The 23,386-nt window shown below is 55.4% G+C and carries 21 protein-coding genes, 1 tRNA gene and 2 pseudogenes; 5 read left to right on the forward strand and 19 right to left on the reverse strand.

Annotated elements, in window-relative coordinates:
- Window positions 1-94 precede the first annotated feature (94 nt).
- The gene (gene fabB / locus EnteroDNA1_RS07580; RefSeq protein ID WP_023312571.1) at window positions 95-1,312 is read right to left on the reverse strand and encodes a beta-ketoacyl-ACP synthase I; all 1,218 of its coding nucleotides are present in this window, start codon (window positions 1,310-1,312) and stop codon (window positions 95-97) included.
- Between the two features lie 158 nt (window positions 1,313-1,470).
- Between fabB and mnmC the strand changes: the two genes are divergently transcribed.
- A complete protein-coding gene (gene mnmC, locus EnteroDNA1_RS07585) occupies window positions 1,471-3,468 on the forward strand; it encodes a bifunctional tRNA (5-methylaminomethyl-2-thiouridine)(34)-methyltransferase MnmD/FAD-dependent 5-carboxymethylaminomethyl-2-thiouridine(34) oxidoreductase MnmC (protein WP_069303127.1) in 1,998 nt (665 codons plus the stop codon).
- A gap of 58 nt (window positions 3,469-3,526) precedes the next feature.
- Here mnmC and EnteroDNA1_RS07590 read toward each other — a convergent pair whose 3' ends face one another.
- Genes EnteroDNA1_RS07590 through prmB form a run of 6 tightly spaced genes read right to left on the reverse strand, consistent with a single transcriptional unit; the run spans window position 3,527 to window position 8,078 of the window.
- Complete coding sequence (locus EnteroDNA1_RS07590) at window positions 3,527-3,805, reverse strand: YfcL family protein (protein WP_069303128.1); 279 nt, start codon at window positions 3,803-3,805, stop codon at window positions 3,527-3,529.
- 13 nt (window positions 3,806-3,818) lie between these two features.
- Window positions 3,819-4,364 (reverse strand): elongation factor P hydroxylase, encoded by a 546-nt coding sequence (locus tag EnteroDNA1_RS07595; protein ID WP_033146101.1) that lies wholly within the window; start codon window positions 4,362-4,364, stop codon window positions 3,819-3,821.
- Window positions 4,364-5,173 (reverse strand): sulfite exporter TauE/SafE family protein, encoded by an 810-nt coding sequence (locus EnteroDNA1_RS07600; protein ID WP_045354340.1) that lies wholly within the window; start codon window positions 5,171-5,173, stop codon window positions 4,364-4,366. The genes EnteroDNA1_RS07595 and EnteroDNA1_RS07600 overlap by 1 nt, the downstream gene beginning before the upstream one ends.
- The gene (mepA, locus tag EnteroDNA1_RS07605; RefSeq protein ID WP_024908935.1) at window positions 5,173-5,997 is read right to left on the reverse strand and encodes a penicillin-insensitive murein endopeptidase; all 825 of its coding nucleotides are present in this window, start codon (window positions 5,995-5,997) and stop codon (window positions 5,173-5,175) included. Before mepA ends, EnteroDNA1_RS07600 begins: the two co-directional genes overlap by 1 nt.
- Window positions 5,998-5,999: 2 nt before the next feature.
- Window positions 6,000-7,085, reverse strand: a complete 1,086-nt coding sequence (gene aroC, locus EnteroDNA1_RS07610; protein ID WP_069303129.1) for a chorismate synthase — start codon at window positions 7,083-7,085, stop codon at window positions 6,000-6,002.
- A gap of 60 nt (window positions 7,086-7,145) precedes the next feature.
- Entirely contained in the window at window positions 7,146-8,078 is a 933-nt protein-coding gene (gene prmB / locus EnteroDNA1_RS07615) for a 50S ribosomal protein L3 N(5)-glutamine methyltransferase (protein ID WP_039023972.1), read from the reverse strand.
- Window positions 8,079-8,223: 145 nt separating this feature from the next.
- Here prmB and smrB point away from each other — a divergent pair, with 145 nt between their 5' ends.
- Window positions 8,224-8,775 (forward strand): endonuclease SmrB, encoded by a 552-nt coding sequence (smrB, locus tag EnteroDNA1_RS07620; RefSeq protein ID WP_069303130.1) that lies wholly within the window; start codon window positions 8,224-8,226, stop codon window positions 8,773-8,775.
- A 46-nt stretch (window positions 8,776-8,821) separates the two neighbouring features.
- Here the strand turns inward: smrB and sixA are convergent, their stop codons facing one another.
- The 4 genes from sixA to EnteroDNA1_RS07640 all read right to left on the reverse strand — a co-directional run bounded on the left by sixA (window position 8,822) and on the right by EnteroDNA1_RS07640 (window position 13,536).
- Window positions 8,822-9,307: a phosphohistidine phosphatase SixA gene (gene sixA, locus EnteroDNA1_RS07625; RefSeq protein ID WP_032659231.1), complete on the reverse strand. Its 486-nt coding sequence runs from the start codon at window positions 9,305-9,307 to the stop codon at window positions 8,822-8,824.
- Between the two features lie 209 nt (window positions 9,308-9,516).
- The gene (gene fadJ, locus EnteroDNA1_RS07630) at window positions 9,517-11,664 is read right to left on the reverse strand and encodes a fatty acid oxidation complex subunit alpha FadJ (RefSeq protein WP_069303131.1); all 2,148 of its coding nucleotides are present in this window, start codon (window positions 11,662-11,664) and stop codon (window positions 9,517-9,519) included.
- Window positions 11,664-12,974, reverse strand: coding sequence for an acetyl-CoA C-acyltransferase FadI (fadI, locus tag EnteroDNA1_RS07635; RefSeq protein WP_069303132.1), 1,311 nt, complete (start codon window positions 12,972-12,974; stop codon window positions 11,664-11,666). The genes fadJ and fadI overlap by 1 nt, the downstream gene beginning before the upstream one ends.
- A gap of 277 nt (window positions 12,975-13,251) precedes the next feature.
- Complete coding sequence (locus EnteroDNA1_RS07640) at window positions 13,252-13,536, reverse strand: YfcZ/YiiS family protein (RefSeq protein ID WP_045888684.1); 285 nt, start codon at window positions 13,534-13,536, stop codon at window positions 13,252-13,254.
- Window positions 13,537-13,908: 372 nt separating this feature from the next.
- Here EnteroDNA1_RS07640 and fadL point away from each other — a divergent pair, with 372 nt between their 5' ends.
- Window positions 13,909-15,231: a long-chain fatty acid transporter FadL gene (fadL, locus tag EnteroDNA1_RS07645; RefSeq protein ID WP_039263248.1), complete on the forward strand. Its 1,323-nt coding sequence runs from the start codon at window positions 13,909-13,911 to the stop codon at window positions 15,229-15,231.
- Between the two features lie 44 nt (window positions 15,232-15,275).
- On the opposite strand, the gene mlaA is transcribed toward fadL, so the two are convergent.
- Window positions 15,276-16,028, reverse strand: coding sequence for a phospholipid-binding lipoprotein MlaA (mlaA, locus tag EnteroDNA1_RS07650; protein ID WP_069303133.1), 753 nt, complete (start codon window positions 16,026-16,028; stop codon window positions 15,276-15,278).
- 315 nt (window positions 16,029-16,343) lie between these two features.
- Here mlaA and EnteroDNA1_RS07655 point away from each other — a divergent pair, with 315 nt between their 5' ends.
- Window positions 16,344-17,273 (forward strand): formate/nitrite transporter family protein, encoded by a 930-nt coding sequence (locus EnteroDNA1_RS07655; protein ID WP_069303134.1) that lies wholly within the window; start codon window positions 16,344-16,346, stop codon window positions 17,271-17,273.
- 75 nt (window positions 17,274-17,348) lie between these two features.
- Window positions 17,349-17,420, forward strand: a tRNA-Arg gene (locus tag EnteroDNA1_RS07660).
- Window positions 17,421-17,469: 49 nt separating this feature from the next.
- Here EnteroDNA1_RS07660 and EnteroDNA1_RS07665 read toward each other — a convergent pair.
- The 7 genes and pseudogenes from EnteroDNA1_RS07665 to tssC form a co-directional block, all read right to left on the reverse strand.
- Window positions 17,470-18,801: a VasL domain-containing protein gene (locus EnteroDNA1_RS07665; RefSeq protein ID WP_069303135.1), complete on the reverse strand. Its 1,332-nt coding sequence runs from the start codon at window positions 18,799-18,801 to the stop codon at window positions 17,470-17,472.
- 103 nt (window positions 18,802-18,904) lie between these two features.
- Window positions 18,905-19,375, reverse strand: a complete 471-nt coding sequence (locus EnteroDNA1_RS07670) for a hypothetical protein (RefSeq protein WP_069303136.1) — start codon at window positions 19,373-19,375, stop codon at window positions 18,905-18,907.
- 14 nt (window positions 19,376-19,389) lie between these two features.
- Complete coding sequence (gene tssE, locus EnteroDNA1_RS07675; protein ID WP_069303137.1) at window positions 19,390-19,845, reverse strand: type VI secretion system baseplate subunit TssE; 456 nt, start codon at window positions 19,843-19,845, stop codon at window positions 19,390-19,392.
- Complete coding sequence (gene tssJ, locus EnteroDNA1_RS07680; protein ID WP_073001586.1) at window positions 19,845-20,390, reverse strand: type VI secretion system lipoprotein TssJ; 546 nt, start codon at window positions 20,388-20,390, stop codon at window positions 19,845-19,847. The genes tssE and tssJ overlap by 1 nt, the downstream gene beginning before the upstream one ends.
- The gene (tssG, locus tag EnteroDNA1_RS07685; protein ID WP_069303138.1) at window positions 20,368-21,453 is read right to left on the reverse strand and encodes a type VI secretion system baseplate subunit TssG; all 1,086 of its coding nucleotides are present in this window, start codon (window positions 21,451-21,453) and stop codon (window positions 20,368-20,370) included. Before tssG ends, tssJ begins: the two co-directional genes overlap by 23 nt.
- Window positions 21,417-21,920: pseudogene (locus EnteroDNA1_RS07690) on the reverse strand (type VI secretion system baseplate subunit TssF); the annotation flags it as partial. The pseudogene EnteroDNA1_RS07690 and the gene tssG, both read right to left, overlap by 37 nt.
- A pseudogene (gene tssC, locus EnteroDNA1_RS07695) lies at window positions 21,902-23,365 on the reverse strand (type VI secretion system contractile sheath large subunit); the annotation flags it as partial. The pseudogenes tssC and EnteroDNA1_RS07690, both read right to left, overlap by 19 nt.
- Window positions 23,366-23,386 lie beyond the last annotated feature (21 nt).

Here is a 23,386-nt window from a genome sequence, read left to right on the forward strand (position 1 = left end):
TGTTGAGGGGTGAAGTTTGCCTGTGAGATCAGCCGCTTGTCAATGCATAAAAAAAGGGAGCCTTATGGCTCCCTTCCGGAATCAAACGTAAAACTTATGCTTTCAGCTTACGCATAACCAGCGTGGCGTTGGTGCCACCGAAGCCGAAGCTGTTTGACATGACGGTGGTCAGCGTCGCGTCCATTGGTTTGGTCACGATGTTCAGGCCAGCAGCCTGCTCGTCCATCTCATCGATGTTGATGCTTGGCGCGATAAAGCCGTTTTCCAGCATCAGCAGAGAGTAGATCGCTTCCTGCACGCCAGCCGCACCCAGAGAGTGACCGGTCATGGCTTTGGTCGCAGAGATTGCCGGGCTGTTGTCGCCGAAGACTTCACGGATCGCACCCAGCTCTTTCACGTCGCCTACCGGAGTAGAGGTACCGTGGGAGTTCAGGTAGTCGATTGGGGTGTCAACGCCGTGCATCGCCATCTTCATGCAGCGCACCGCGCCTTCGCCGGATGGCGCAACCATGTCGGCGCCGTCAGACGTTGCACCGTAGCCCACGATTTCAGCGTAGATGTGCGCGCCACGTGCCAGGGCATGCTCCAGCTCTTCAACCACAACCATACCGCCGCCGCCCGCGATAACGAAACCGTCACGGTGTGCATCATAGGTACGGGAGGCTTTATCCGGGGTTTCATTGTACTTGGTGGACAGTGCGCCCATCGCGTCGAATTCACAGGCCATTTCCCAGCCCAGCTCTTCGCCGCCGCCAGCAAATACGATGTCCTGTTTACCCAGCTGGATCTGCTCAACAGCATTACCGATGCAGTGCGCGGAAGTCGCACACGCGGAGCTGATGGAGTAGTTCACACCGTGGATTTTGAATGGGGTCGCCAGGCACGCGGAAACCGCAGAACCCATAGCTTTGGTGACCACGTACGGACCTACAGCTTTCAGACCACGCGGGCTACGCATTGCGTCAGCGCCGAATACCTGCGCTTTTGATGAGCCGCCGGAACCGGCGATCAGACCCACGCGCGGGTTGTTCTGATAAACCTCTTCGCTCAGGCCAGAATCTTTGATCGCTTCCTGCATGGAGAGATAAGCATAAATAGAGGCATCGTTCATGAAACGAACCACTTTGCGGTCAATCAAACCGGTGGTGTCCAGTTTGACGTTACCCCATACGTGGCTACGCATACCTGAATCTTTAAACTCTTCAGAGAAAGTGATCCCGGAGCGTCCTTCACGCAGAGATGCCAGGACTTCCTGCTGGTTATTACCGATGCTGGAAACAATGCCCAGGCCAGTAATCACTGCACGTTTCATTCAATACCTCTGTAAGTCGCACTATAGTAAGTTTCGAGTCGCACAATAGCGTACACTTGTACGCCGAACAAGTCCGATCAGACATTTTCTGCGGAAATTTGCACCGATGGACTCACATCGTTAAGATCGTGCCACTGCCTGTCAGACGAGTAACTTACGTGAAACAAAACGCTATACAACCCGCCAACCTCGAATTCAACGCTGAGGGTACACCTGTTTCCCGAGATTTTGATGACGTCTATTTTTCTAATGATAACGGACTCGAAGAAACTCGCTATGTTTTCCTCGACGGAAACCAGCTCAGCACTCGCTTCCCGGAGCATCCGCGGAGCCTGTTTGTGGTCGCGGAAAGCGGATTCGGTACCGGGCTCAATTTTCTGACCCTCTGGCAGGCGTTTGACCAGTTTCACGCTGCCCACCCTGAGGCTACGCTACAAAGATTACATTTCATCAGTTTCGAAAAATTCCCGCTCACCGCGCACGATCTGCGGCTCGCTCATCAGCGCTGGCCAGAGCTTGCAGCCTGGGCGGAGCAGCTTCAGGCGCAGTGGCCACCCCACATTGGCGGCTGCCACCGTCTGATTCTGGGCGGCGGACGCGTGACGCTGGATTTATGGCTTGGCGACATCAATGACCTGACCGATACGCTCGATGATTCGATGAATCAGACGGTGGACGCGTGGTTCCTTGACGGCTTTGCCCCCGCCAAAAACCCGGACATGTGGAGCCAGCATCTGTTTAGCGCGATGGCGCGGCTGGCGCGCCCGGGCGCAACGCTTGCCACCTTCACCTCGGCAGGCTTTGTCCGCCGCGGGCTGCAGGAGGCGGGCTTTACCATGCAGAAAACCAAAGGTTTTGGCCGCAAGCGCGACATGCTGGTCGGCAGAATGGAGCAGACGCTGGACATCCCCGCAAGTACCCCCTGGTTTGCACGCGGCGCCAGCGCATCCCGTGAGGTGGCGATAGTCGGCGGGGGGATCGCCAGCGCCCTGCTGTCCCTCGCGCTTCTCCACCGCGGCTGGCAGGTCACGATCTACTGTGCTGACGATGCGCCAGCAAGCGGCGCATCCGGCAACCGTCAGGGGGCGCTCTATCCGCTTTTAAGCGCGCACGACCCGGCCCTGTTCCGGTTTTTCCCGGCGGCATTTACCTTCGCTCGTCGCCTGTACGATATCCTGCCGGTGGCGTTTGACCATGACTGGTGCGGCGTGACGCAGCTCGGCTGGGATGAAAAGAGCCAGCAAAAAATCACGCAGATGCTGTCGCTGGGTCTGCCTGACGAGATTGCCCGTGCGGTAAGTGCGCAAGAGGTGGCAGAGACCGCTGGCGTGGAAACCGGGTGTGGGGGCATTCAGTATCCACTCGGCGGCTGGCTGTGCCCGGCTGAACTGACCGCGGCGGTCATTGCGCTGGCGCAGTCGCGCGGGCTGACGGCGCATTATGCTCACAAGGTTGAATCGTTGAGCCGGACAGAACGCTGGAATCTGCGTTTTGCCGATGGCAAAGAGGCGAGTCATGCCAGCGTTGTGCTGGCAAACGGGCATCACATCAGCCAGTTTATCCAGACAGAATCATTGCCGGTTTATCCGGTCGGCGGCCAGGTAAGCCATATTCCTTCCGCGCCCGAACTGAGCAAACTGCGTCAGGTGCTGTGCTATGACGGCTATCTGACGCCGCAAAATCCGTCTAACGGCCACCACTGCATCGGGGCCAGCTATCATCGTGGCGAAACGGATATGCGCTACAGCGACGCGGATCAGGCCCAGAACCGCCAGCGCCTGATTGACTGCTTCCCGGATGCGGCGTGGGCGAAAGAGGTTGACGTCAGCGAGGGTGACGCGCGCTGCGGCGTGCGCTGCGCCACCCGCGACCATTTGCCGATGGCGGGAAATGTGCCGGACTACGACGCGACGCTTGAGGCCTATCAGGATCTTGCTGATAACCGGGATAACGCGGTAAGCGCGCCGGTTTATCCGGAGCTGTTTATGCTGGGTGGATTAGGGTCTCGCGGGCTCTGTTCCGCGCCGCTGCTGGCAGAAGTTTTAGCTGCGCAAATGAGCGGCGAGCCGATTCCGCTGGACAGGGTTACGCTTGCGGGGCTGAATCCGAATCGATTGTGGGTACGGAAACTGCTGAAGGGGAAGAAGGTTAAGTAGGGTGCGGTCTGGTGCCCTCACCCCGTCCCTCTCCCACAGGGAGAGGGAGGTGAAACACTTACTTCGCTTTCGCCTGCTGGAACAAAGTGTCCCACATGCCTAACACCAGAGACTGATCGCGCGGCGAGAGCTCTCCGGCCTGAATGGCTTTCTCCAGACTGCGGGCCACTTCGGCGTGAACGGCGTCGGCAGAGTGATCGTCACCCGTTTCCAGCTCGGCTACCGCGAGCGTCAGGTGACCACGCAGATAACCGCTGGCGAACAGCTCATCATCACTGGCGTGTTCCACCATGTCATCAATTAACGCCAGAATGCGTGATTCAAATTCTGCGATCATCTTCTTTCCTCTGTTAAAGATCTTCCGGCCAAGGGAAGCATTCCGCCGTGATAACCGGCGTGTGGTAATAATTCTGTAAGGCCTCGATCAGGCGTGCCGGACGTTCCGGGATGCCTTTCTCAAGATATTCCATCACCTGCGCGTGAACGCGGCGCTGGAAGACGATACGGTCTGGCTCGAAGTCGCCTTCGAGGTTGTCACAGCTGACGTTGAACGGGAAACCCGCCGCGACGCAGAATAGCCATTCCAGCGCCTGCGGCTTCACTTCCACATCTTCAAACTGGCCCTGAGTGGCGGCATCACGTCCGTCCGGGCAGTACCAGTAACCGAAGTCCACCAGCTCGCGCCGCGCTTTCCCCGCAATGCACCAGTGCGAAATCTCGTGCAAGCCGCTGGCATAAAAGCCGTGGGCAAAGACGATGCGGTTATACGGAACCTCCGCATCAGCAGGAAGATAGATCGGTTCGTCGTCGCCTTTAATCAGACGGGTATTAAAATCGTCAGCAAAACAGCCGTCGAAAATCTCAATCAGCTGTTCGTATTTATGCGTACTGTTCATTAGTGCATCCCCAACCAGGTGAGGATCTCCTGTCCATGGCTGTCATAAAGAAGTTTGGCGCTCATTACGGCAGAGACGATGACGATCATCGGGCGAATAAGTTTTTGTCCTTTGCTTAACACCAGACGCGAGCCCGCGCGCGCGCCCAGGAACTGCCCTGCCATCATCACAAATCCGGTTGCCCAGATAACCTTGCCGCCAATGATAAACAGCAGCAGGCCGCCGACGTTTGAGGTCGCGTTGAGCACTTTGGCATGGGCGGTGGATTTGGCGAGGTTAAACCCGGCCAGCGTCACGAACGCCAGCGCATAAAATGAACCCGCCCCCGGCCCGAAGAAACCGTCGTAAAAACCCACGCTGCCCCCGGCAACCAGGGCAAACGGCAGGCCGTACAGGCGACGCTGGCGGTCTTCTTCACCGAGCTTTGGCATCAGCAGGAAGTAAAGCCCGATGCAGATGACCAGAATCGGCAGGATCTGGCGCAAAATATCGGACTGCACGTGCTGAACCAGCAGCGCGCCCGACGTGGAGCCGATAAAGGTCATCAGGATATTGAGCTTCTGATCGGCAAGGCTCACCACCTTGCGGCGGATAAAATAGAGCGACGCCGAGAGCGAACCGCCGCAGGCCTGCAGCTTGTTGGTGGCAAGCGCCTGCGCCGGGCTCATGCCCGCCGCCAGCAGCGCGGGCACGGTTAACAACCCGCCGCCGCCCGCGAGCGCGTCGATAAAACCGGCCAGCATGGCCACAAAGAACAACACCACCAGCAGCAGCGGCGACACCATAAACAGATCGACGAAATTATCCATTAAAGTACATGCTCATCCAGTAGCGCCTGGCAGGAAGGCGGCAACGGAGGCGGTGTCTTCTTCTCAGGCTTAGAGGTTCCAGGTTTTGCCGGCTCAAACCAGCTTTGCAGTTCCGCACCGCAGCCATCGCCTGGCGGTGGTAGCGGCTGATCTTCACATTCCAGGCTATTCGCCGGGCAGCGCAGACGAACGTGCATGTGCGCACGATGCTGGAACCACGGGCGCACTTTGCGCAGCCAGTCGCGATCGGTTCCTGCATCCAGGCAGAGCTGCTGCTTGATGGCCGGGTTAACGAAAATCCGCGTGACGTCGTTATCTTCTGCCGCCAGCTTGATCATGCTGGATACGTCCCGCGTCCAGAGTGATGGCACAACGCGCTTACCGTCGCTCGCCACCAGATCCAGCGCCTGCGGTTTCAGCAGTTGGGCGGAGGTCCAGCGCGTTTTCGGCAGCTGCAGGAAGATATCGACATCCAGTCCGGTCTGGTGGCTGGCGTGTCCGCCGTTAAAACGCCCGCCGGCAGGCATCCCCATATCGCCAATCAGCATCGTGCCCAGCCCAAGGTTATGCACCTGGTTTCCCAGACGCTGGATGAACAGCACCAGATCCGGGTGGCCGAAATAACGTCGCTGATCGGTGCGCATCACCTGATAGGTATCAGACTGGAGAGGAAGCTCCTGGGCACCGACGATACAGCCGTTGGAAAAGGCGCCAATGGACTGCGCGCTCCCCGCCACCGGGTGGGTGATTTTTTGCCATGGCGTCGCGGCCAGACTGGCTCCACTGGCAAGCAGCGCCAGCAGAGCAATTGCGGTTTTTTTCATGTTTACCAGCGTGGAATGGTGGTCGTCACATCCGCATTCTGCGCGCGCTGGCGCAGGAAGTGATCCATCAGCACGATCGCCAGCATCGCTTCTGCGATCGGCACCGCGCGGATCCCCACGCACGGATCGTGACGTCCTTTGGTGATCATCTCAACTTCTTCGCCATCGCGGTTAATCGTGTGGCCCGGCACGGTGATGCTGGAAGTTGGCTTCAGCGCGATGTTGGCAACAATCTGCTGCCCGCTGCTGATACCGCCCAGGATGCCGCCCGCATGGTTGCTCTGGAAGCCCGCTTTCGTAATCTCATCGCGGTTTTGGCTGCCGCGAAGCTGAACCACGTCAAAGCCGTCGCCAATCTCTACGCCCTTCACCGCGTTGATGCTCATCAGCGCGTGGGCAATGTCGGCGTCGAGACGGTCAAATACCGGCTCGCCCCAGCCAGCCGGGACGCCGTCGGCCACCACGGTCACTTTCGCGCCAATGGAGTCGCCCTCTTTTTTCAGGCCACGCATCAGTTCGTCCAGCGCCTCAAGCTTGTCGGCATCGGCGCAGAAGAACGGGTTTTGTTCAACCTGATCCCAGTCTTTGATCGCCAGCGGAATGTCGCCCATCTGGGTCAGACAGCCGCGGATAACGATGCCAAATTTCTGCTGCAGGTATTTCTTAGCAATCGCCCCTGCCGCCACGCGCATCGCGGTTTCACGCGCGGAAGAACGTCCGCCGCCGCGATAGTCGCGGAAGCCGTACTTTTGTTCGTAGGCGTAGTCGGCGTGGCCCGGACGGAAGACGTCTTTGATGGCGCCGTAGTCCTGGGAGCGCTGATCGGTGTTTTCGATCAGCAGGCCAATGCTGGTCCCGGTAGTGCGCCCTTCAAAGACGCCGGAGAGAATTTTGACCTGGTCCGGCTCGCGACGCTGCGTGGTGTAGCGAGAGGTGCCCGGGCGACGACGGTCGAGGTCGTGCTGTAAATCGGCTTCGGTCAGTTCGATGCCTGGCGGTACGCCATCAACGATACAGCCCAGCGCCAGCCCGTGCGATTCCCCAAAGGTGGTCACGCGGAATAACTGTCCAATACTGTTTCCTGCCATCACGGCTCCGATGTTGTAGTTTGTGTTTGAGCGTTGTGAAACGGGCCGAAGCCCGCTGGATTAATCTTTATAGATGCTGAAGTGTTCGCGCGCGTCGAGCAGCTGCGCTTTGGTCAGCATAAAGACGCCGTCACCGCCGTTGTCGAACTCAAGCCAGGTGAACGGCACATCCGGGTACTGCTCTATCAGATGTACCATGCTGTTGCCCACTTCACAAATCAGAACGCCGTCGTCGGTCAGGTAATCCGGCGCGCAGGCCAGAATGCGGCGGGTCAGCTTCAGGCCATCAGAGCCTGACGCCAGACCCAGCTCCGGCTCGTGACGGTATTCGTTCGGCAGATCGGACATGTCTTCCGCATCGACGTACGGCGGGTTGGTGACGATCAGATCGTACTGCAGCGTCGGCAGATCGCGGAACAGGTCGGAGCGAATTGGCGTAACGTGATGGATGAGCCCATGCTCTTCAATGTTGTGCTCGGTCACGGCCAGCGCGTCGGTGGAGATATCGACGGCGTCCACTTCCGCTTCCGGGAAGGCGTACGCGCAGGCAATCGCGATGCAGCCGCTGCCGGTACACATATCGAGAATGTGCTGCGGCTGATGGCCAATCAGACCGTCAAAGTGGTTGTTGATCAGCTCGCCAATCGGCGAGCGCGGCACCAGCACGCGTTCATCGACATAGAACTCGTGGCCGCAGAACCAGGCTTTGTTGGTCAGGTAGGCGACCGGAATGCGCTCGTTCACGCGGCGGATCACGCGCTCAACGATGCGGTGTTTTTCGCTGGAGGTCAGGCGCGCGGTGCGCATGTCTTCCGGAATATCCAGCGGCAGGTAGAGAGACGGCAGCACCAGCTGCACGGCTTCATCCCACGGGTTATCGGTACCGTGACCGTACCAGATATTGGCGGCGCTGAAGCGGCTAACCGACCAGCGCAACATGTCCTGTATGGTATGCAGCTCGTTTACTGCTTCATCGACAAATATTTTATCCACTCTTTCCTCCAGGGCATGCTCGCATAATTTTCGGCGGCTAGTTTGCCATGAAGACGGCGATAAATCAGCAATGACGCGTCGCGCTTGAGGTTAAAAAATGCGTTTAGTCGGGTACACTGTCGGAAATACGAGATGAGAATGACGAATGAAAAAGAAAACATCGCTCAGCGAGGAGGATCAGGCGCTCTTCCGTCAGCTGATGACCGGGACGCGTAAAATCACGCAGGACACCATCGTCAACCGCCCGCTGCGTAAAAAAATCAGCGAAGTACCGGTCAAACGCCTGCTGCAGGAGCAGGCGGATAACAGCCACTATTTTTCAGATGAATTTCAGCCGCTGCTCAATACGCAGGGGGCTGTGAAGTACGTACGCGAAGACGTCAGCCATTTTGAGCTGAAAAAATTACGCCGCGGAGATTATTCGCCGGAGCTGTTTCTCGATCTGCACGGTTTAACGCAGATGCAGGCGAAACAGGAGCTGGGGGCGTTGATCGCCGCCTGTCGCCGTGAACATGTTTTTTGCGCCTGCGTGATGCACGGCCACGGTAAACATATCCTCAAGCAACAGACGCCGCTGTGGCTGGCTCAGCACCCACACGTAATGGCTTTTCATCAGGCACCGAAAGAGTACGGCGGTGATGCCGCATTGCTGGTGTTGATTGAAGTGGAAGAGTGGCAGCCGCCAGAGTTGCCTTGACAGAATGGCGGGAAGCACATTGCGCCCCGCCATATCGCACGTCACGTCAGATAGCTTTTGCCATCTTCAGGTTGCACGGACTCATTTGCCAGTTGAAGACACCTTTGCCCGTTTCGTCGAGAGAAACATTGGCAATGGCGGATGTCGTGAACATCGGCGGGGTCTCGCCCGGGCACAGCTCAGATACCAGATAGCCAACCAGTGGCAGGTGGGAAATGACCAGCGCGGAAGCGACACCTTCATTGCACAGCGCCTGAAGATAAGCGCTGACAAGGCCTACATCGCCACACGGGGTGAGTTCAGGCAGAACATCCACACTGGTCGGCAGGTTCATACACTCCCCTACCACATCCAGCGTCTGTTCTGCACGCAGGAACGGACTCACCAGAACGCGTTCGATGTCCACTTTTTGACCGTTAAGCCAGGTCGCCATCAGACGAGATTCGTCGCAGCCACAGACGGTCAAAGGACGTACTGAGTCACTGGCGGCATCGAGTGCCGCGTCGCCGTGACGCATGATAAAAACTTGCATATTGCACCGCTTTTGTTAACCAGAATCACCGGCGTTAACTACCCGCGATAAATGCTAAGAGGTAGAAAACCCGATGGCCGGGCATTGTGCCTGATCCATTCGGTGAATGAAACGCTGTTTTTTACCTCAATGGCGTAAGTATAGTCAATCTCTGTTTACAAAATCGCCAGAACAGGTCCATTCACTTCAGGATTTACCCTTCTTTGACCTCAGCTTACGAGGACAGTTTCCCTTGCAGGCCAAAATGTCTGGCCGCGTTCCGCCATCTGCAATAATTGGTCACACGGTGTAAAGCGTGGACCATATTGCGAAGCCAGACGTTGCAAGATAGCAACCACTTCACCCGCGCCGAGCGTATCCATGTAACGGAACGGGCCGCCAAGGAACGGCGGGAAACCAATGCCAAATACCGCGCCGATGTCACCATCGCGTGCACTCTTAATCACCTGCTCATCAAAGCAGCGCGCCGCTTCATTGAGCATCATCATCACGCAGCGCTCAGCGCACTGAACGGCGGACAGTTTTCCCTGACCTGTGGTCGAGATGAGTCCATATACCGAAGGGTCGACCTGTTTCCTGCTTTTACGCCCTTTCGCGCCGTAAAGATAGAAACCGCGTTCATTTTTTCTGCCTTTGCGATCGTCCTTCAAAATCGCAGAAACAATGTTTGCAGGTGGGCTAAAACGATCGCCATATGCAGCTTCCAGCACTGGTATAATTTTAGTGCCGGTGTCTATTCCCACCTCATCCAAAAGTTGGATTGGGCCAACGGGGAAACCAAACTTTACCAGCGCCTCGTCGACGTGCTCAATCTTCTCCCCTTCCGTCAGCAACCGCATTGCTTCATTAATGTAGGGAGCCAGAATGCGGTTGACGTAGAAGCCAGCTTTGTCCGCTACCACAATCGGGGTTTTGCCCTGTTTTTTCGCCAGCTTCACCACGGTGGCAACAGTTTGCGGACTGGTAGTCGCGTGCGGAATAACTTCCACCAGCGGCATTTTTTCAACCGGGCTAAAGAAGTGCAGCCCAATCACCTGCTCCGGGCGGGCGGCTTTCGCAGCGATATCGCCAATCGGTAATGACGACGTATTGGAGGCAAAAATGGTATGCGGGGCGCAATGTTGCTCAACGTCTGCCACCATCTGCTGCTTAAGCGCCAGATCTTCAAACACGGCTTCAATCACCAGATCGCGGTGCGCAAAACCGCTGTAATCCGTCGTACCGGATATCATCGCCAGGGTTTTATCGCGCTCGCTTGCCTTGATATGGCGGCGCTTGACCTTTTGATCAAGGTTCTGCCAGCTGTACTGCAGCGCGTGGTTGATCCCCTTAGGATTAATGTCTTTGATTCGTACAGGCAATTTGCCTTTGCTGGCGGTAACAAAAGAGATTCCGCCACCCATGAGCCCCCCACCCAGTACGCCAATCGCACGCAGCGGCGCAGGCTGCGCCTCGCTGCCCGGATCTTTTTTCACGTCCGTGCTGGCGAAGAAGATGCTGCGCAGCGCCTGCGACTGCGGCGTCATCGCCAGTTCGCCAAAGGCTTTGGCCTCCGCGGCATAGCCGCTGCTGCTTCCCTGCGACAGCCCGGTCTCGATCACTTCGAGGATCCGCTTTGCCGCCGGGTAATTGCCTTTGGTTTTTTGTTCGGTCTTTTTGCCCACCATGTTGAACAGGAGCGTTCTTCCCAGCGGGCCGGCCAGCACGCGCTCACGTACCGGCAGAGGACGTTTTGCCTGACGCCCTTTCAGCGCAAGCTCAACGGCGGCCTCCAGCAAAATGGACTGCGGCACGACGTCATCGACCAGACCGGCTTTCAGCGCCTGACGGGCGCGCAGCTGTTTACCGGTTAATATCATCTCCAGCGCCGTGCTGACGCCGACCAGGCGCGGCAGCCGTTGCGTTCCGCCGGAGCCAGGCAGCAGGCCCAGCTGCACTTCCGGCAGACCCAGAATCGTTTTCGCATCGTCGGTGCAAATCCGGCTGTGACAGGCCAGCGCCAGCTCAAGCCCGCCGCCCAGACAGGCACCGTGGATCGCGGCAATAACCGGGATCGGCAGACCGTTGATCTCCGCCATGACCTGCTGGCCCTGACGCGCCAGCTCTTCGGCTTCCAGAGCGCTTTGCGCCCGGGCGATCATGTTGATATCCGCGCCGGCGATAAAGTTATCCGGCTTGGCAGAGATAAACACCAGACCACGAATGGCTTTGTTGTCGCGGATCTGCTTTAGCATCGCGCGCACCTGAACACCAAATTCGGCCTTCAGGGTATTCATCTTTTCATCAGGCACATCAATAGTGATAACGGCCACGTTATCGAGGCGAACCGTCAGATTAAATGCAGATGGCATATCCATTATTCAGCCTCCAGAACCATTGCTGCGCCAAGGCCACCCGCCGCACAGGCGGTAACGAGGCCAAACCCGCCGCCACGGCGACGGAGTTCATGTAAAGTTTGCGTGATCATCCTCGCCCCTGTGGCGGCAAATGGATGACCGTAGGCGATAGAGCCGCCCAGCACGTTGAATTTACTTTGATCCACTTCGCCTGTGGCATGGGCGCGGCCCAGCACATCGCGCGCGAAACGCTCGCTTGCCAGCAGCTGTACGTTTGCCAGGGTTTGCGCGGCAAACGCTTCATGCATATCAATCAGGGTTAAATCAGCCAGCGTCAGCCCCGCGCGCTCCAGCGCCAGCGGCGTGGACCACGCCGGACCTAACAGCATGTCCTGCCAGACATCAATGGCGGTGAAGGCATAGCTGCGTAGATAGCCCAGGGGAGTGATGCCCAGCTCCTTCGCGCGGGATTCGGTCATCAGGATCACGGCGGCGGCGCCATCCGTCAGCGGCGTACTGTTCGCCGCCGTCACCGAGCCGTGTTTGCGGTCAAACGCCGGGCGCAGTTTGGCGTAATCCGCCAGCGTTGAGGTGCCGCGAATATTGTTATCTTCCACAAGCGGTTCACGGTAGGGGGGAATATAGGCGGTCATGACCTCGTCGGCCAGCTTGCCTTCCGACCAGGCTTTTGCCGCAAGCTGATGTGAACGATGCGCCAGGGCATCCTGCTGTTCACGCGTAATGCCGTACGTTTTTGCCATCTGCTCGGCGGTATCGCCCATGCGCAGGCCGGTGGAGTATTCCGCTACGGCAGGTGGTACAGGCATAAGGTCGCGCAGGCGTAAACGCGAGAAGAGTTTGAGTTTCTGACCCGTCGTGCGGGCTTTATTGGCATCCACCAGGATGCGCGCCAGCTTTTTACTGACCCCGATTGGCAGCACCGAAGAGGAGTCCGCCCCACCCGCAATCCCGGCGCGAATCGTGCCCGCCATCAGGCTTTCAGCGACGTTAGCCACGGCCTGGAAGCTGGTTGCGCAGGCTCGGCTGACGCTGTAGGCATCGGTATGCACGTTCATCCCGGTACCGAGGACGATTTCCCGCGCAATATTGGGGGCTTCAGGCATCTGCACGACCTGACCGAATACCAGCTGTTCGATGACCTCAGGCGGAATTTCGCTGCGAGCCAGCATCTCCCCCACTACCATTTTCCCCAGGTCGACGGCCGGTATGCCATGAAACGCCGTTGCCTGACGCGCAAATGGCGTGCGCAATCCACTGACTATGGCAATGCGATCGCCCTGACGGGTAATAAGCGGTAATGCCTGACTCATAACACTCCCCTGTAAAAAATTTTCGCAAACATAAAGTGGTCTGACCTGATAATAGTCTTAACCATTTTTTTACATTCAGCCAATCGGGGAAACGAAAAAGTGCGAGCTAAAACACAGAGAAGAAAAAGAAAATGCCCCTGCATGGCAGAGGCATTTGTGCGGTTTGTTGCCGGGTGCGCAAGGTAAAAGCAAAACGGTAACCCACAGGTTACCGTTCTTAATGTTTGCACCCTCTCCCGTGGGAGAGGGTCGGGGTGAAGGCTTCAGGCCACAGAAATTAACGCAGGCCCAGCTGGAAAATCAGCGTTTCTGCTTCGCAGGCGAAGATAAAGTCGATGTCCAGCTTCACGCCGCCTTCCACTTCGGTAAAGGTAGACTTGATTTCACACGGATCGGATTCAACGTCACGCGCACGCTTGCTCAGCGCGGTCAGGGTCTCTTCCGCTTCGGCACGGTTGGTGAATACACGGCTGTAAGAGGCGGTGCAATCGGTGTTGTCCATGATAGTCCCAACATCCATACAGCAGCAAACCGGGGTTTCATCAGCACTGCATTTACTCATAGCTCAATTTCCTCTGTATTCGCGCAGCGCGCGAGATAGACACGATGCTGATATTTTACGCCCCGGTGCGGGCGCTCTCCAGCCGTTAATGGCGCAAAATCGGATAAGTGACCAATATCACACTAAAAAATGATCTAAAACAAAAACCACCCTTTTGGGTGAGTCGCGATGGTCACAATTTTGCCAACCAGATCTCGTTTCACGAAACATGTTTGAAAATATTAATAAACAAAGTTGCAACATTCCGGCTGGTCAGACCTATACTCTGGCCACTGGTCTGATTTGTCTGTCATACCTCAGACCCTACACTTCGCGCTCCTGTTACGGTATGTAACAATTATTGAATAAAAATAACTCAATGAGGTTATGGTCATGAGCCAGAAAACCCTGTTCAACAAGACTGCGCTGGCAGTCGCAGTGGCACTCGTCTCCACTTCCGCCTGGTCAGCGGGCTTTCAGTTAAACGAATTTTCTTCCTCTGGCCTTGGCCGTGCGTATTCCGGGGAAGGCGCTATCGCTGATGATGCGGGTAACGCGAGTCGTAACCCCGCGTTGATCATGATGTTCGATCGTCCGACTTTCTCTGCCGGTGCAATTTTTGTCGATCCAGGTGTTGATATCTCGGGCCGTTCTCCGACAGGTGCCGATCTGAAATCGGATAATATTGCCCCAACGGCATGGGTTCCAAACATGCACTTCGTGGCGCCGATTAACGACCAGTTCGGCTGGGGCGCATCCGTAACCTCTAACTACGGTTTAGCAACCGAGTTCAATAACGACTATGCAGCTGGGGCGTTTGGCGGTAAAACCGACCTGGAAACTCTGAACCTGAACCTGAGCGGTGCTTACCGTCTGGATAATCACTGGAGTTTCGGTGTTGGCTTTGACGCTGTGTATGCTAAAGCGAAGATCGAACGTTACGCGGGCGACCTGGGCAAAGTCGTCGCTGGCTCAGGCGCACTTCCACCAGCCCTGGCACAGCGTGTGGCTGGTATCCCAGCAGATACTCAGATCGCTTATCTGAAGGGCGATGAGTGGGGCTTTGGCTGGAACGCCGGTATCCTTTATGAACTCGATAAAAACAACCGTTACGGCTTTACCTACCGTTCAGAAGTAAAAATCGATTTTGATGGAGATTACAAAAGCAGCCTCCCTTCTGCTTATAACCAGATCCTCGGCAACTTCGGTCTGCCAATGGGAACCAATGGCCAAACCACTGGCGGCTCTCTGAGCCTGCACTTACCAGAAATGTGGGAATTGTCAGGTTATAACAAAGTGGCGCCACAGTGGGCAGTTCACTATAGTCTGACCTACACCAGCTGGAGCCAGTTCCAGGAGCTGAAGGCGACCAATAGCAAAGGCGACACGCTCTTCTATAAAGATGAGAGCTTCCGTGATGCTTACCGCATCGCGCTGGGGACAACCTACTATATGGATGACAACTGGACATTCCGCACCGGTATTGCCTTCGATGATAGTCCGGTACCAGCAGACAAACGCTCTATCTCGATTCCGGATCAGGACCGCTTCTGGCTGAGCGCTGGTGCGACCTATGCATTCAACAAGGATGCTTCTATTGATGCGGGCATATCTTATATGCACGGTCAAAAAGTTAACTTCAAGGAAGGTCCGTATGAGTTCTCTTCCGAAGGTAAAGCCTGGCTGTACGGCATGAACTTCAACTACGCGTTCTAATCGCGCTGGAATCAAAAAAGGTGAGCATTGCTCACCTTTTTTATTTACTCCGAATCGATATCTTTTAGTTCGTTTTCGATCGCCTTCGCGTTTGGATTCTCTTCCGGCTTCAGCTTGCCGCCGCTGGCAATAAAGTCATGATTCTGGAAGTACGCTTCACGCACCATAATGTACGGGTCAGAAGACTGGCGCAGCAGACCATCAGAGTCGAGCAGTTGCGCGCGGGTTTCAATCCCTTCCACCGTCCATTTACCCACCGACAGCGGCCAGGTCAGCCACGAAAGGACCGGATACAGCGTATCCACCATATCGCCGCCATCATCACGGAGGGTGAAGCTACCATAGAACGGTAAATGCACGTACGGACCATACCCGACGCCATAGTGTCCCATCGTGCTGCCGAAACGGTGTGGCTGTTCACGCTGCAGTTTCTGGTTAGCCATACCTGCAACATCAATAAAGCCACCCATACCCAGAATGGAGTTCAGGAAGAAGCGGGTAAAGTGGACCATCCCCTGATACGGGTCGCCCTGCAGGAAGTAGTTCACCATTACCGCAGGCTCTTCGAGGTTGCTGGTAAAGTTACTTAACCCGTTACGCGCAGGTTGTGGAACATAATCGCGCCATGCTACTGCCACAGGACGAACCACATACGGGTCCAGTACGTTGTAGTTGAAGCTATACATTGAGCGGTTAAATCCTTCGAGAGGATCGGAGCGTCCCGTTTGCTCACCGGAGCTGGCGCAGCCCACAAGCATCGTCGCGCCAAGCGCAAGCGCCGACAGCCGAAGTTTCATAAATATCTCCCTGTTCAGTATGGCTATCGTTGATTGCCATCCGTAACGGAGCCGTTGACGCTCCGTCTGTAAACGTGCAAGCGATTGTAACAGCACGTTTACCGATGTCTATGAGCACAATTACGGGCAGTAACCACCGTGACTCTGATCTCAGCATAGCCTGGCTTTTGGAATTCGTTTCGCTGGCAATTTTATAATGACTTTGAAAGAGATGTATCACCTTTGTTGTCATTGCCGCCAATTTAAGAGCATCCCCACAGGCATCCCGATAAAAGCCGCTACGCTTAACAGAAAGATCAACCTCCGGGAGCAGATATGAAAGATGTAGGCGAAGAAAAAATTGGCGAGAGCACTGAGGAGCTTGAAATTGAAAGCGAGGAGAAAGCGCGCGGCGAGAAGATAGAAATTGATGAAGATCGCCTCCCCTCCCGCGCAATGGCTATCCACGAGCATATACGCCAGGATGGTGAAAAAGAGATGGAGCGCGACGCGATGGCCCTCTTCTGGTCAGCCATTGCTGCCGGACTCTCAATGGGCGCATCTCTGCTTGCGAAAGGGATATTTCATGTGCAGCTGGAAGGCGTACCCGGTGGATTTTTACTGGAAAACCTCGGCTATACCTTCGGCTTTATTATTGTCATCATGGCCCGCCAGCAGCTGTTTACCGAGAACACGGTGACCGCCGTTCTGCCGGTGATGCAAAACCCCACGCTCGGTAATTTCGGTTTATTGATGCGGCTCTGGAGCGTGGTTCTGCTGGGTAATATCATCGGCACGGGCATCGCGGCATGGGCGTTTGAATATATGCCGATCTTTGATGAACCCACCCGGGATGCGTTTGTGAAAATCGGCATGGACGTAATGAAAAACACGCCGGTCGAGATGTTCTCAAACGCCATCATCTCAGGCTGGATTATCGCCACGATGGTCTGGATGTTTCCTTCAGCGGGAAGCGCCAAAATTGTGGTGATCATATTGATGACCTGGCTGATTGCGCTGGCGGACACCACGCATATTGTGGTCGGTACCGTTGAAATCCTGTATCTGGTCTTTAACGGTACGCTTCACTGGCGCGATTTCTTCTGGCCGTTTGCCCTTCCGACGCTGGCAGGAAACATTTGCGGCGGAACGTTTATCTTCGCGCTGTTAAGCCATGCCCAAATTCGTAACGACATGTCGAACAAACGCAAAGCTGAGCTTAAGGCACGGGAAAATGATGATAAATCGACAAAAAAATCGCCCTGAATGGTGACTCTTTGAGCAGTCAGGCGGCGATGCGCTTAACGCAAAGTGTAAATAAGGCTATACTCGTGCCGCCTCGTCCCCTTAGTTAAATGGATATAACGAGCCCCTCCTAAGGGCTAGTTGCAGGTTCGATTCCTGCAGGGGACACTTTACCCTCCCGCTTTTTCCAGCACATTCGTCTGTCTACCGCCAGAATTCACTGAGCAGAAGAATCCTGTTTTATTTGAGCGTAACGCGTTGCCAGCTGTTTAAGACGCAACTCCAGTTGAGTCTTTTCTGCTTCAGGAAGCGCATCTCCTGCTGGATGCTGTGACAGGCGCCTGAGTTGTTCTTCAGCCGGTATCGTCTGGTTAAATGACTGTATAGTCGAAAAAACTACCGATTTAAGCTCGCTTACCGTGATGTATTTTCCTTTTTGCTCATCCAGACTACTCAGCCGATGACTCAGTTGCTGAAGCGTCATCATTCCCTGATACCAGCTGTTCATTGCGTCGACAGGTAACGCTGCCGCGTTAAATTTTTGCTGCCACTGCATTGTGAGCGGTTTCGCCTCCTCCGGCCATAATGTCTGGAGCTGCTTTAACAGCTGAAGGCTGTAGGAAAGATTCCAGTCAGGAGGCAGTTTATCCAGGCGGGCAAGCTGCTGCTGCGTGTCTGTGATAAACGTGGACGGTAAAATACCTCGCAGTGTTAACGCGTCTTGCTGCACAGCCGTGAGCACTTCAGGTAACGGAGCCAGAGAGGCAAAAGCCTGAGTCGCCAGGGGGGCGGGTCTGGACAAAGAAACCCATCCCCACGCCACAGCGAAGCAAACCGCCAGCGTGGAACACATCCCGGCAATAAAGGCCTTCCACTGTCTGACAGGCACGGGGGCTGTCGTACGATCCTCCCCATTCGGCTGATTTTCCTGATGCACAACATATACCCATTTCACTTCTTCGCTCGGTTCGGTTTTCTCCAGAGGCGATTCGCTATCGGGCTTCATGTTCACATTCAAATCGGACGTGTCATTACTGCTTTCCAGCCGTTCAGCATTTGAATGTATCAACGTTCGTAACGTATCGAACTGGCTAAGGTGTTTAAGCTCAAGGCGCTGGAGCACCGCGCTCAGGCTGGTAAGTAACGCTTCAACACGATAAAGCTCACTAAGATGGCTGCTGTTGAATGGAAGCATACGCATGCGCTGCTGCAGGCGCTGGCTAAGGCCGCTAAGGATTTCCATACGAGCGTATTGCGTCTTCGGCCATAAGGTGTCCCACTGGTGGCTAATCAGGGCCTCCAGAATCGCCAGCCCTTCATTCAGGCCAGCCAATCCAGACAGGTGAGTACGGGCAAGGGTGTACCAGGCTGCTGTCTGCAACTCCACACCGTTCTGTTCAAACATTGAGAGACAGAGTCTTTGGACATATTGCCAGTTCACATCAGGGCGAGCAGGATGTGTTAGCTTACTGAGTTCGTCGCGGAGGGCAGCATAATCTGGCAGCGTACGCGGGTCGCCGCCGGTTTTTAACGTTATATGTGTGGTCATTCTGCAGGGCCTGCATATCCGTGTCGGTTAATTTCGTCAGTTGATGTGTAAGGCAGTTTTGCGTGTAGAAACGCAATGACTAATAAAGGAATGAATGTTATTGCTATGACAGCAGCGCTAAAATCAGATCGAAAAAAACACCTTCATCAAATAGTTTTCCTGACTGAGGTGACGTATCCGGGGGAGTAAAGATCCAGTCATATACACTCCCCACCCGCATAAACAGGCGTCCTTGAGAAATCGCGCTGTACCCGGAAAAAAAAGTCACCTCGACACAGCCTGCAACTCCCTGTCCATACAGAAATATCGGCATAAACTTAACCGCCCGGTTACCATAACGCAGGACGATACCGGAAATATCAAAAGCCCCGCCCTCCACCAGCAGGTCAGGAACGTATACCGTCAGTGGCTCTGCATTCAGTCCGGTATCTGACAGCCAGGCGTCCATTTGCTCCTGAAGCTGAGCCATTCGCATGCGAAACTCTGCAATATCGGCCTGGCTCTTGCTAGCTGCGGGAACAGGTGAAGGTTGTCGCGCCTGCAACTTCTTCAGGAACTGTGATTTTACTGACATGGTGTTAACTGACCTTATATACGAGGTGTTGTGTCGAGATACTGTTGATGCCTGAGATGCCGCAACAGGACCCGTCCTTCGGGCATAAACTCAGTCCCATAGCGCACCAGGCCAATCCCTTTAAGTTCAGCGTCAATGGCATAGCGCAGCTCGCCGGGAATGTTCTGCTCCAGCAGAACAACGTCTATCTTTTTCAGGCGCGGTTCATACTTGAGCAGGACGGCAGACAATGTGCCCATGAGCTCATGGGCCGTTCCCGGCATGCCCTGCAGGATTTTTGTCATATCGGGCAGCCCGTAATCAGGCAGGTGCGCCAACGTGCCGGCGCGACAGTTGAGAACGCGCTGCATGTTGTCCAGAACCGAAAGGATGACCTGATTTTCTTCACTGACCTGTTTAAGGTCGAGGCCACCGCTAAAATTTCCGGTTAGCATTTCATACAGCGAAGGCGTGTTATGTCCCTGGGGCATCAGTCGTCCTTAAGCGGTTGCAGCGTCAGATGGTTCTCGCCGGCTTCCAGAATGCGCTGTTTATCGGGATCCAGATCGCTGCGCTTGATAACCTGCTTCCAGGTGTCGTTGGTCATGTCCGGATGGCGGAACAGCCCTACCACCGCGACAAACTTCGCCTCTTCTTCCATCGGCATATCAAGGCTTGCATCACCCCCCGGTTTTACCACGATATTACGACTGGCCAGCATGTCGTCTTTCAGAATACTGACATCATCCTGAAGCAATTGCTGATAAACCGTCTTATCAAAGGTTTTGCGGTCTTTGAGCTGGTAAACCCTGACCACGACAGGCTCAGACAGCGAGTTATTTTCGCGAGAGTCGGTGTTCAGAGCTTCGCGCGCGGTGAAATCCAGATGCAGGATTTTAATTTTTTTATAGAACACAGAATTAAACGCCGATTTGGTACCGTCGGTAACGCTCTGCGTCACCCCGCAACCGGTCAGAATAAGCGCCATGAGAGGCATCATCCAGCGCGCGGTTTTAGTTAAATTTGTACGTGACACGTCGGTTTCCTTGTTGTGGTTTCGCGGGCTCCAGCCCGCTGTAATAGCCCAGTTCTGTCGTAAAGGTTTCAGGAATGTCATCAGGATGGCTATCATCTTCTGCTCCCAGCACGCCGTTCATTCCCAGCCAGAAAGGGTTCTCACCCAGCGGGGGTACGGCCAGCAGTCGAACAGACGTCGTCAGGGTTATTCTGGCCTTAAACCGCCAGCCCAGATACACCCGCAGCATCACCAGGAAATCCATGTACAACTGGCCATCCGGTTTCCAGCCTTGCGCCTCATGTTCGTTGTCCGTCGCAAGCGCAATCAGCAGCTGGCTGCCGGCATCCATCGCTTCGTCACCCAGCGGCGTATTGCCATCAAGCAGAAAATCTTCGTCACCGTAAAAACCCAGCGGCCTGTCGATCTCTACAGGCCGCAGACAATACGGACTCACCTGCACCGTCGTATCGGGGGCCAGCAGGCTCACCAGTGCCTGCATCCCTTCCTGAGTTTTGCCCGGTTGTTGCAGAACTCCCAACAGGGCCAGAAAGCGCGACACTGGCGTGGCAATGTGATTTGCCGTGCCCGGTATTCCAAGCCCCACCAGACCCAATAACGACTGCGAAATGCTGTCGGTTCCGCCGGGCTCAAACGTGGCCGGATAGGAGTATTTACGCCAGACGCGGTAAAACTGCGTCAGGATGCGATGACTGAAAATATCCAGAAAGCCCTGCAGCGCCTCATGCCCTTCCCGGCGCTGGGTGATGTCATCGAGATACGCCGTTGGTAATGGGGAATCGACCCCGTACATCCCCATAAAGGTCGTACGGATAACCGGCGGCTTGCTGTCATCGTCTTCATCATATTCGACAGCCTTCAGTTCACTGACCGGAAACCCCATTCCAGGGTGCGGTGCAAAGCGTACCGGGTCATCTGCGGGGTGGCTGGTCGATCCCATCAGCGGCCTGCCAGGATTGTTTTTCTCCAGCAGCTGACATAATCGATAGAAGTTAATGCGGTGAAGGTCGGCTTCCAGCCGCGGTGTCAGCCGGGAATGCGGCGGTTGTGCTTCTCTTCCCATTCCAGGCGCTCTCCGGTTGGTTGCAGGATAATAATCAGGCGGTTAAACAGATAGATGTCGGTGTAGAGCGCGAAGAAGCGGCTTAGCATCTCGCCGAACAGGCAGATGTCGCCGCGCCCGGCAAAGCCGTAGCTGTCTAGCGTCACTTCAATCTGCACGCCGCGTACCAGGTATCCCTGCTCAAATCGCTCAGTTTCACTGTGCTTCACGTCGATGATGGCTTCCAGACGACGGCGGTTCATCTCGCTGTCGGTCCACTCGTACAGCGCGAGGGTACCGCGCAGCACATCGGCGTTATCCATCATCGACAGGAACCCGCTGCCGAGGTGACTCAGCACGCGCCAGTGGAAACGGTCTTGCGCAGGTGGATAACAGGGCAGTGTCGGCGCACACAGGTTACGCACGACGATGCTGGCCGACGTAGTTTTCATCACCGTATCGAGCACGGTACTTTGCAACGCCCGTCGCCCGGGTTGTCTTCGATGTCTTCCACTACCACCTTCGCGTCGCGCAGCGGGTGAGAAGCCTGCAACTCGTCGCCCGGATCGGTCATTTCGGTCACCAGGCTGCGGACCCACGTGTTCAGCTCCAGTTCAAGCAGTCGGCGGTCCTTCGTGGTACCAATGTTCTCGCGCTGAATCAGCTTCAGGTAGTGGGCGATACGTGACAGCAGGAAGATGTACGGAAGACGGGCGTTGATGCGGCTGTTCGCCGTCGCATCAGCGGTGTCATACAGCGCCGGTTTCTGAGTGGAGTTGGCTGAGAAGAAGCACGCGTAGTCGCGGTTTTTGTAGTAGGACAAAGGAATGAAGCCCAGATTCGCGAATTCGAATTCGCGGGTTTCGGGAATCATCACTTCGCTCGGGATTTTTACCTGGTTGCCGGTACCGAGATCGTACAGATGGATAGGCAGGTCCTGAACCGCACCACCAGCCTGCGGGCCACGGATTTGTACACACCAGCCATTATTGATAAAGCTGCGCACCATATTGGACGCGAAGGCAAACGATGCATTGGTCCACAGGTATTTGTCGTGATCGGGACCTTTGACTTCTTCGACATAGTTGAAGCTGCGAACCGGAACGGTGTCCGGGCCATACGGTAAACGTCCCAATACGCGCGGCATGACCAGGCCGATGTAGCGAGCGTCATCAGTATCGCGGAACGATTTCCACTTGATGTACTCTGCGCGGTCAAAATAATTACCAATATCTTTAATCGCCGCGACGTCTTCCATGGACTCTTTAAGGAAGAATTTCGGGCCTGCTGAGCCGATAAACGGCATATGTGCAGCAGCGGATACCTTAGAGATGTTGCGAAGCAGAGCGATATCCTGCGCTGAAGCATCAAACTCGTAAGCGGAAATCAGTGCCGCAATCGGCTCGCCGCCTGGAGTATCATATTCATCAATGTAGGTGTGTTTATACAGACCACTCTGGATGATTTCCGGGGTATCTTCAAAGTCCTGCCGCAGGTCTTCTTTGGACATACTCAGAAGCTCAATTTTCACGTTCTGGCGAAAATCTGTTTTATCAATCAGTGATTTCACCCCACGCCACAGGCTTTCGACCGCCTGAAACTCGTCATGGTGCATAACCGCGTCCAGCTGGCGGCTGATCTGGTAATCGAGCTCAGCGATGTGATGATCGATAAGGCTTTTATCCAGTTTTTCGACCTTCGCGCCTGCTTTGGTCAGACATTCCAGAAAAACCTGCATACCTGCAGTCAGACGCTCATCAGCGGTTGCATCTGACATCGCCTGCGCATCTTGCCAGAGGTCTAACGCGCTCAACTCGGAGACAGGATTGAGATTGATTTTCTCAAACAGGGAGGCGTAAACCCCACCCGCAGCAGGACGTTCCAGCACCACGCTTTCACTACCGGCAATATTATTTTGTACAGACATGAGCATTCCTTGTTTAATCCGTTAAAA

It is taken from the genome of Enterobacter sp. HK169 (genome assembly GCF_001719105.1).
Classification (GTDB): Bacteria; Pseudomonadota; Gammaproteobacteria; order Enterobacterales; family Enterobacteriaceae; genus Enterobacter; species Enterobacter asburiae_B.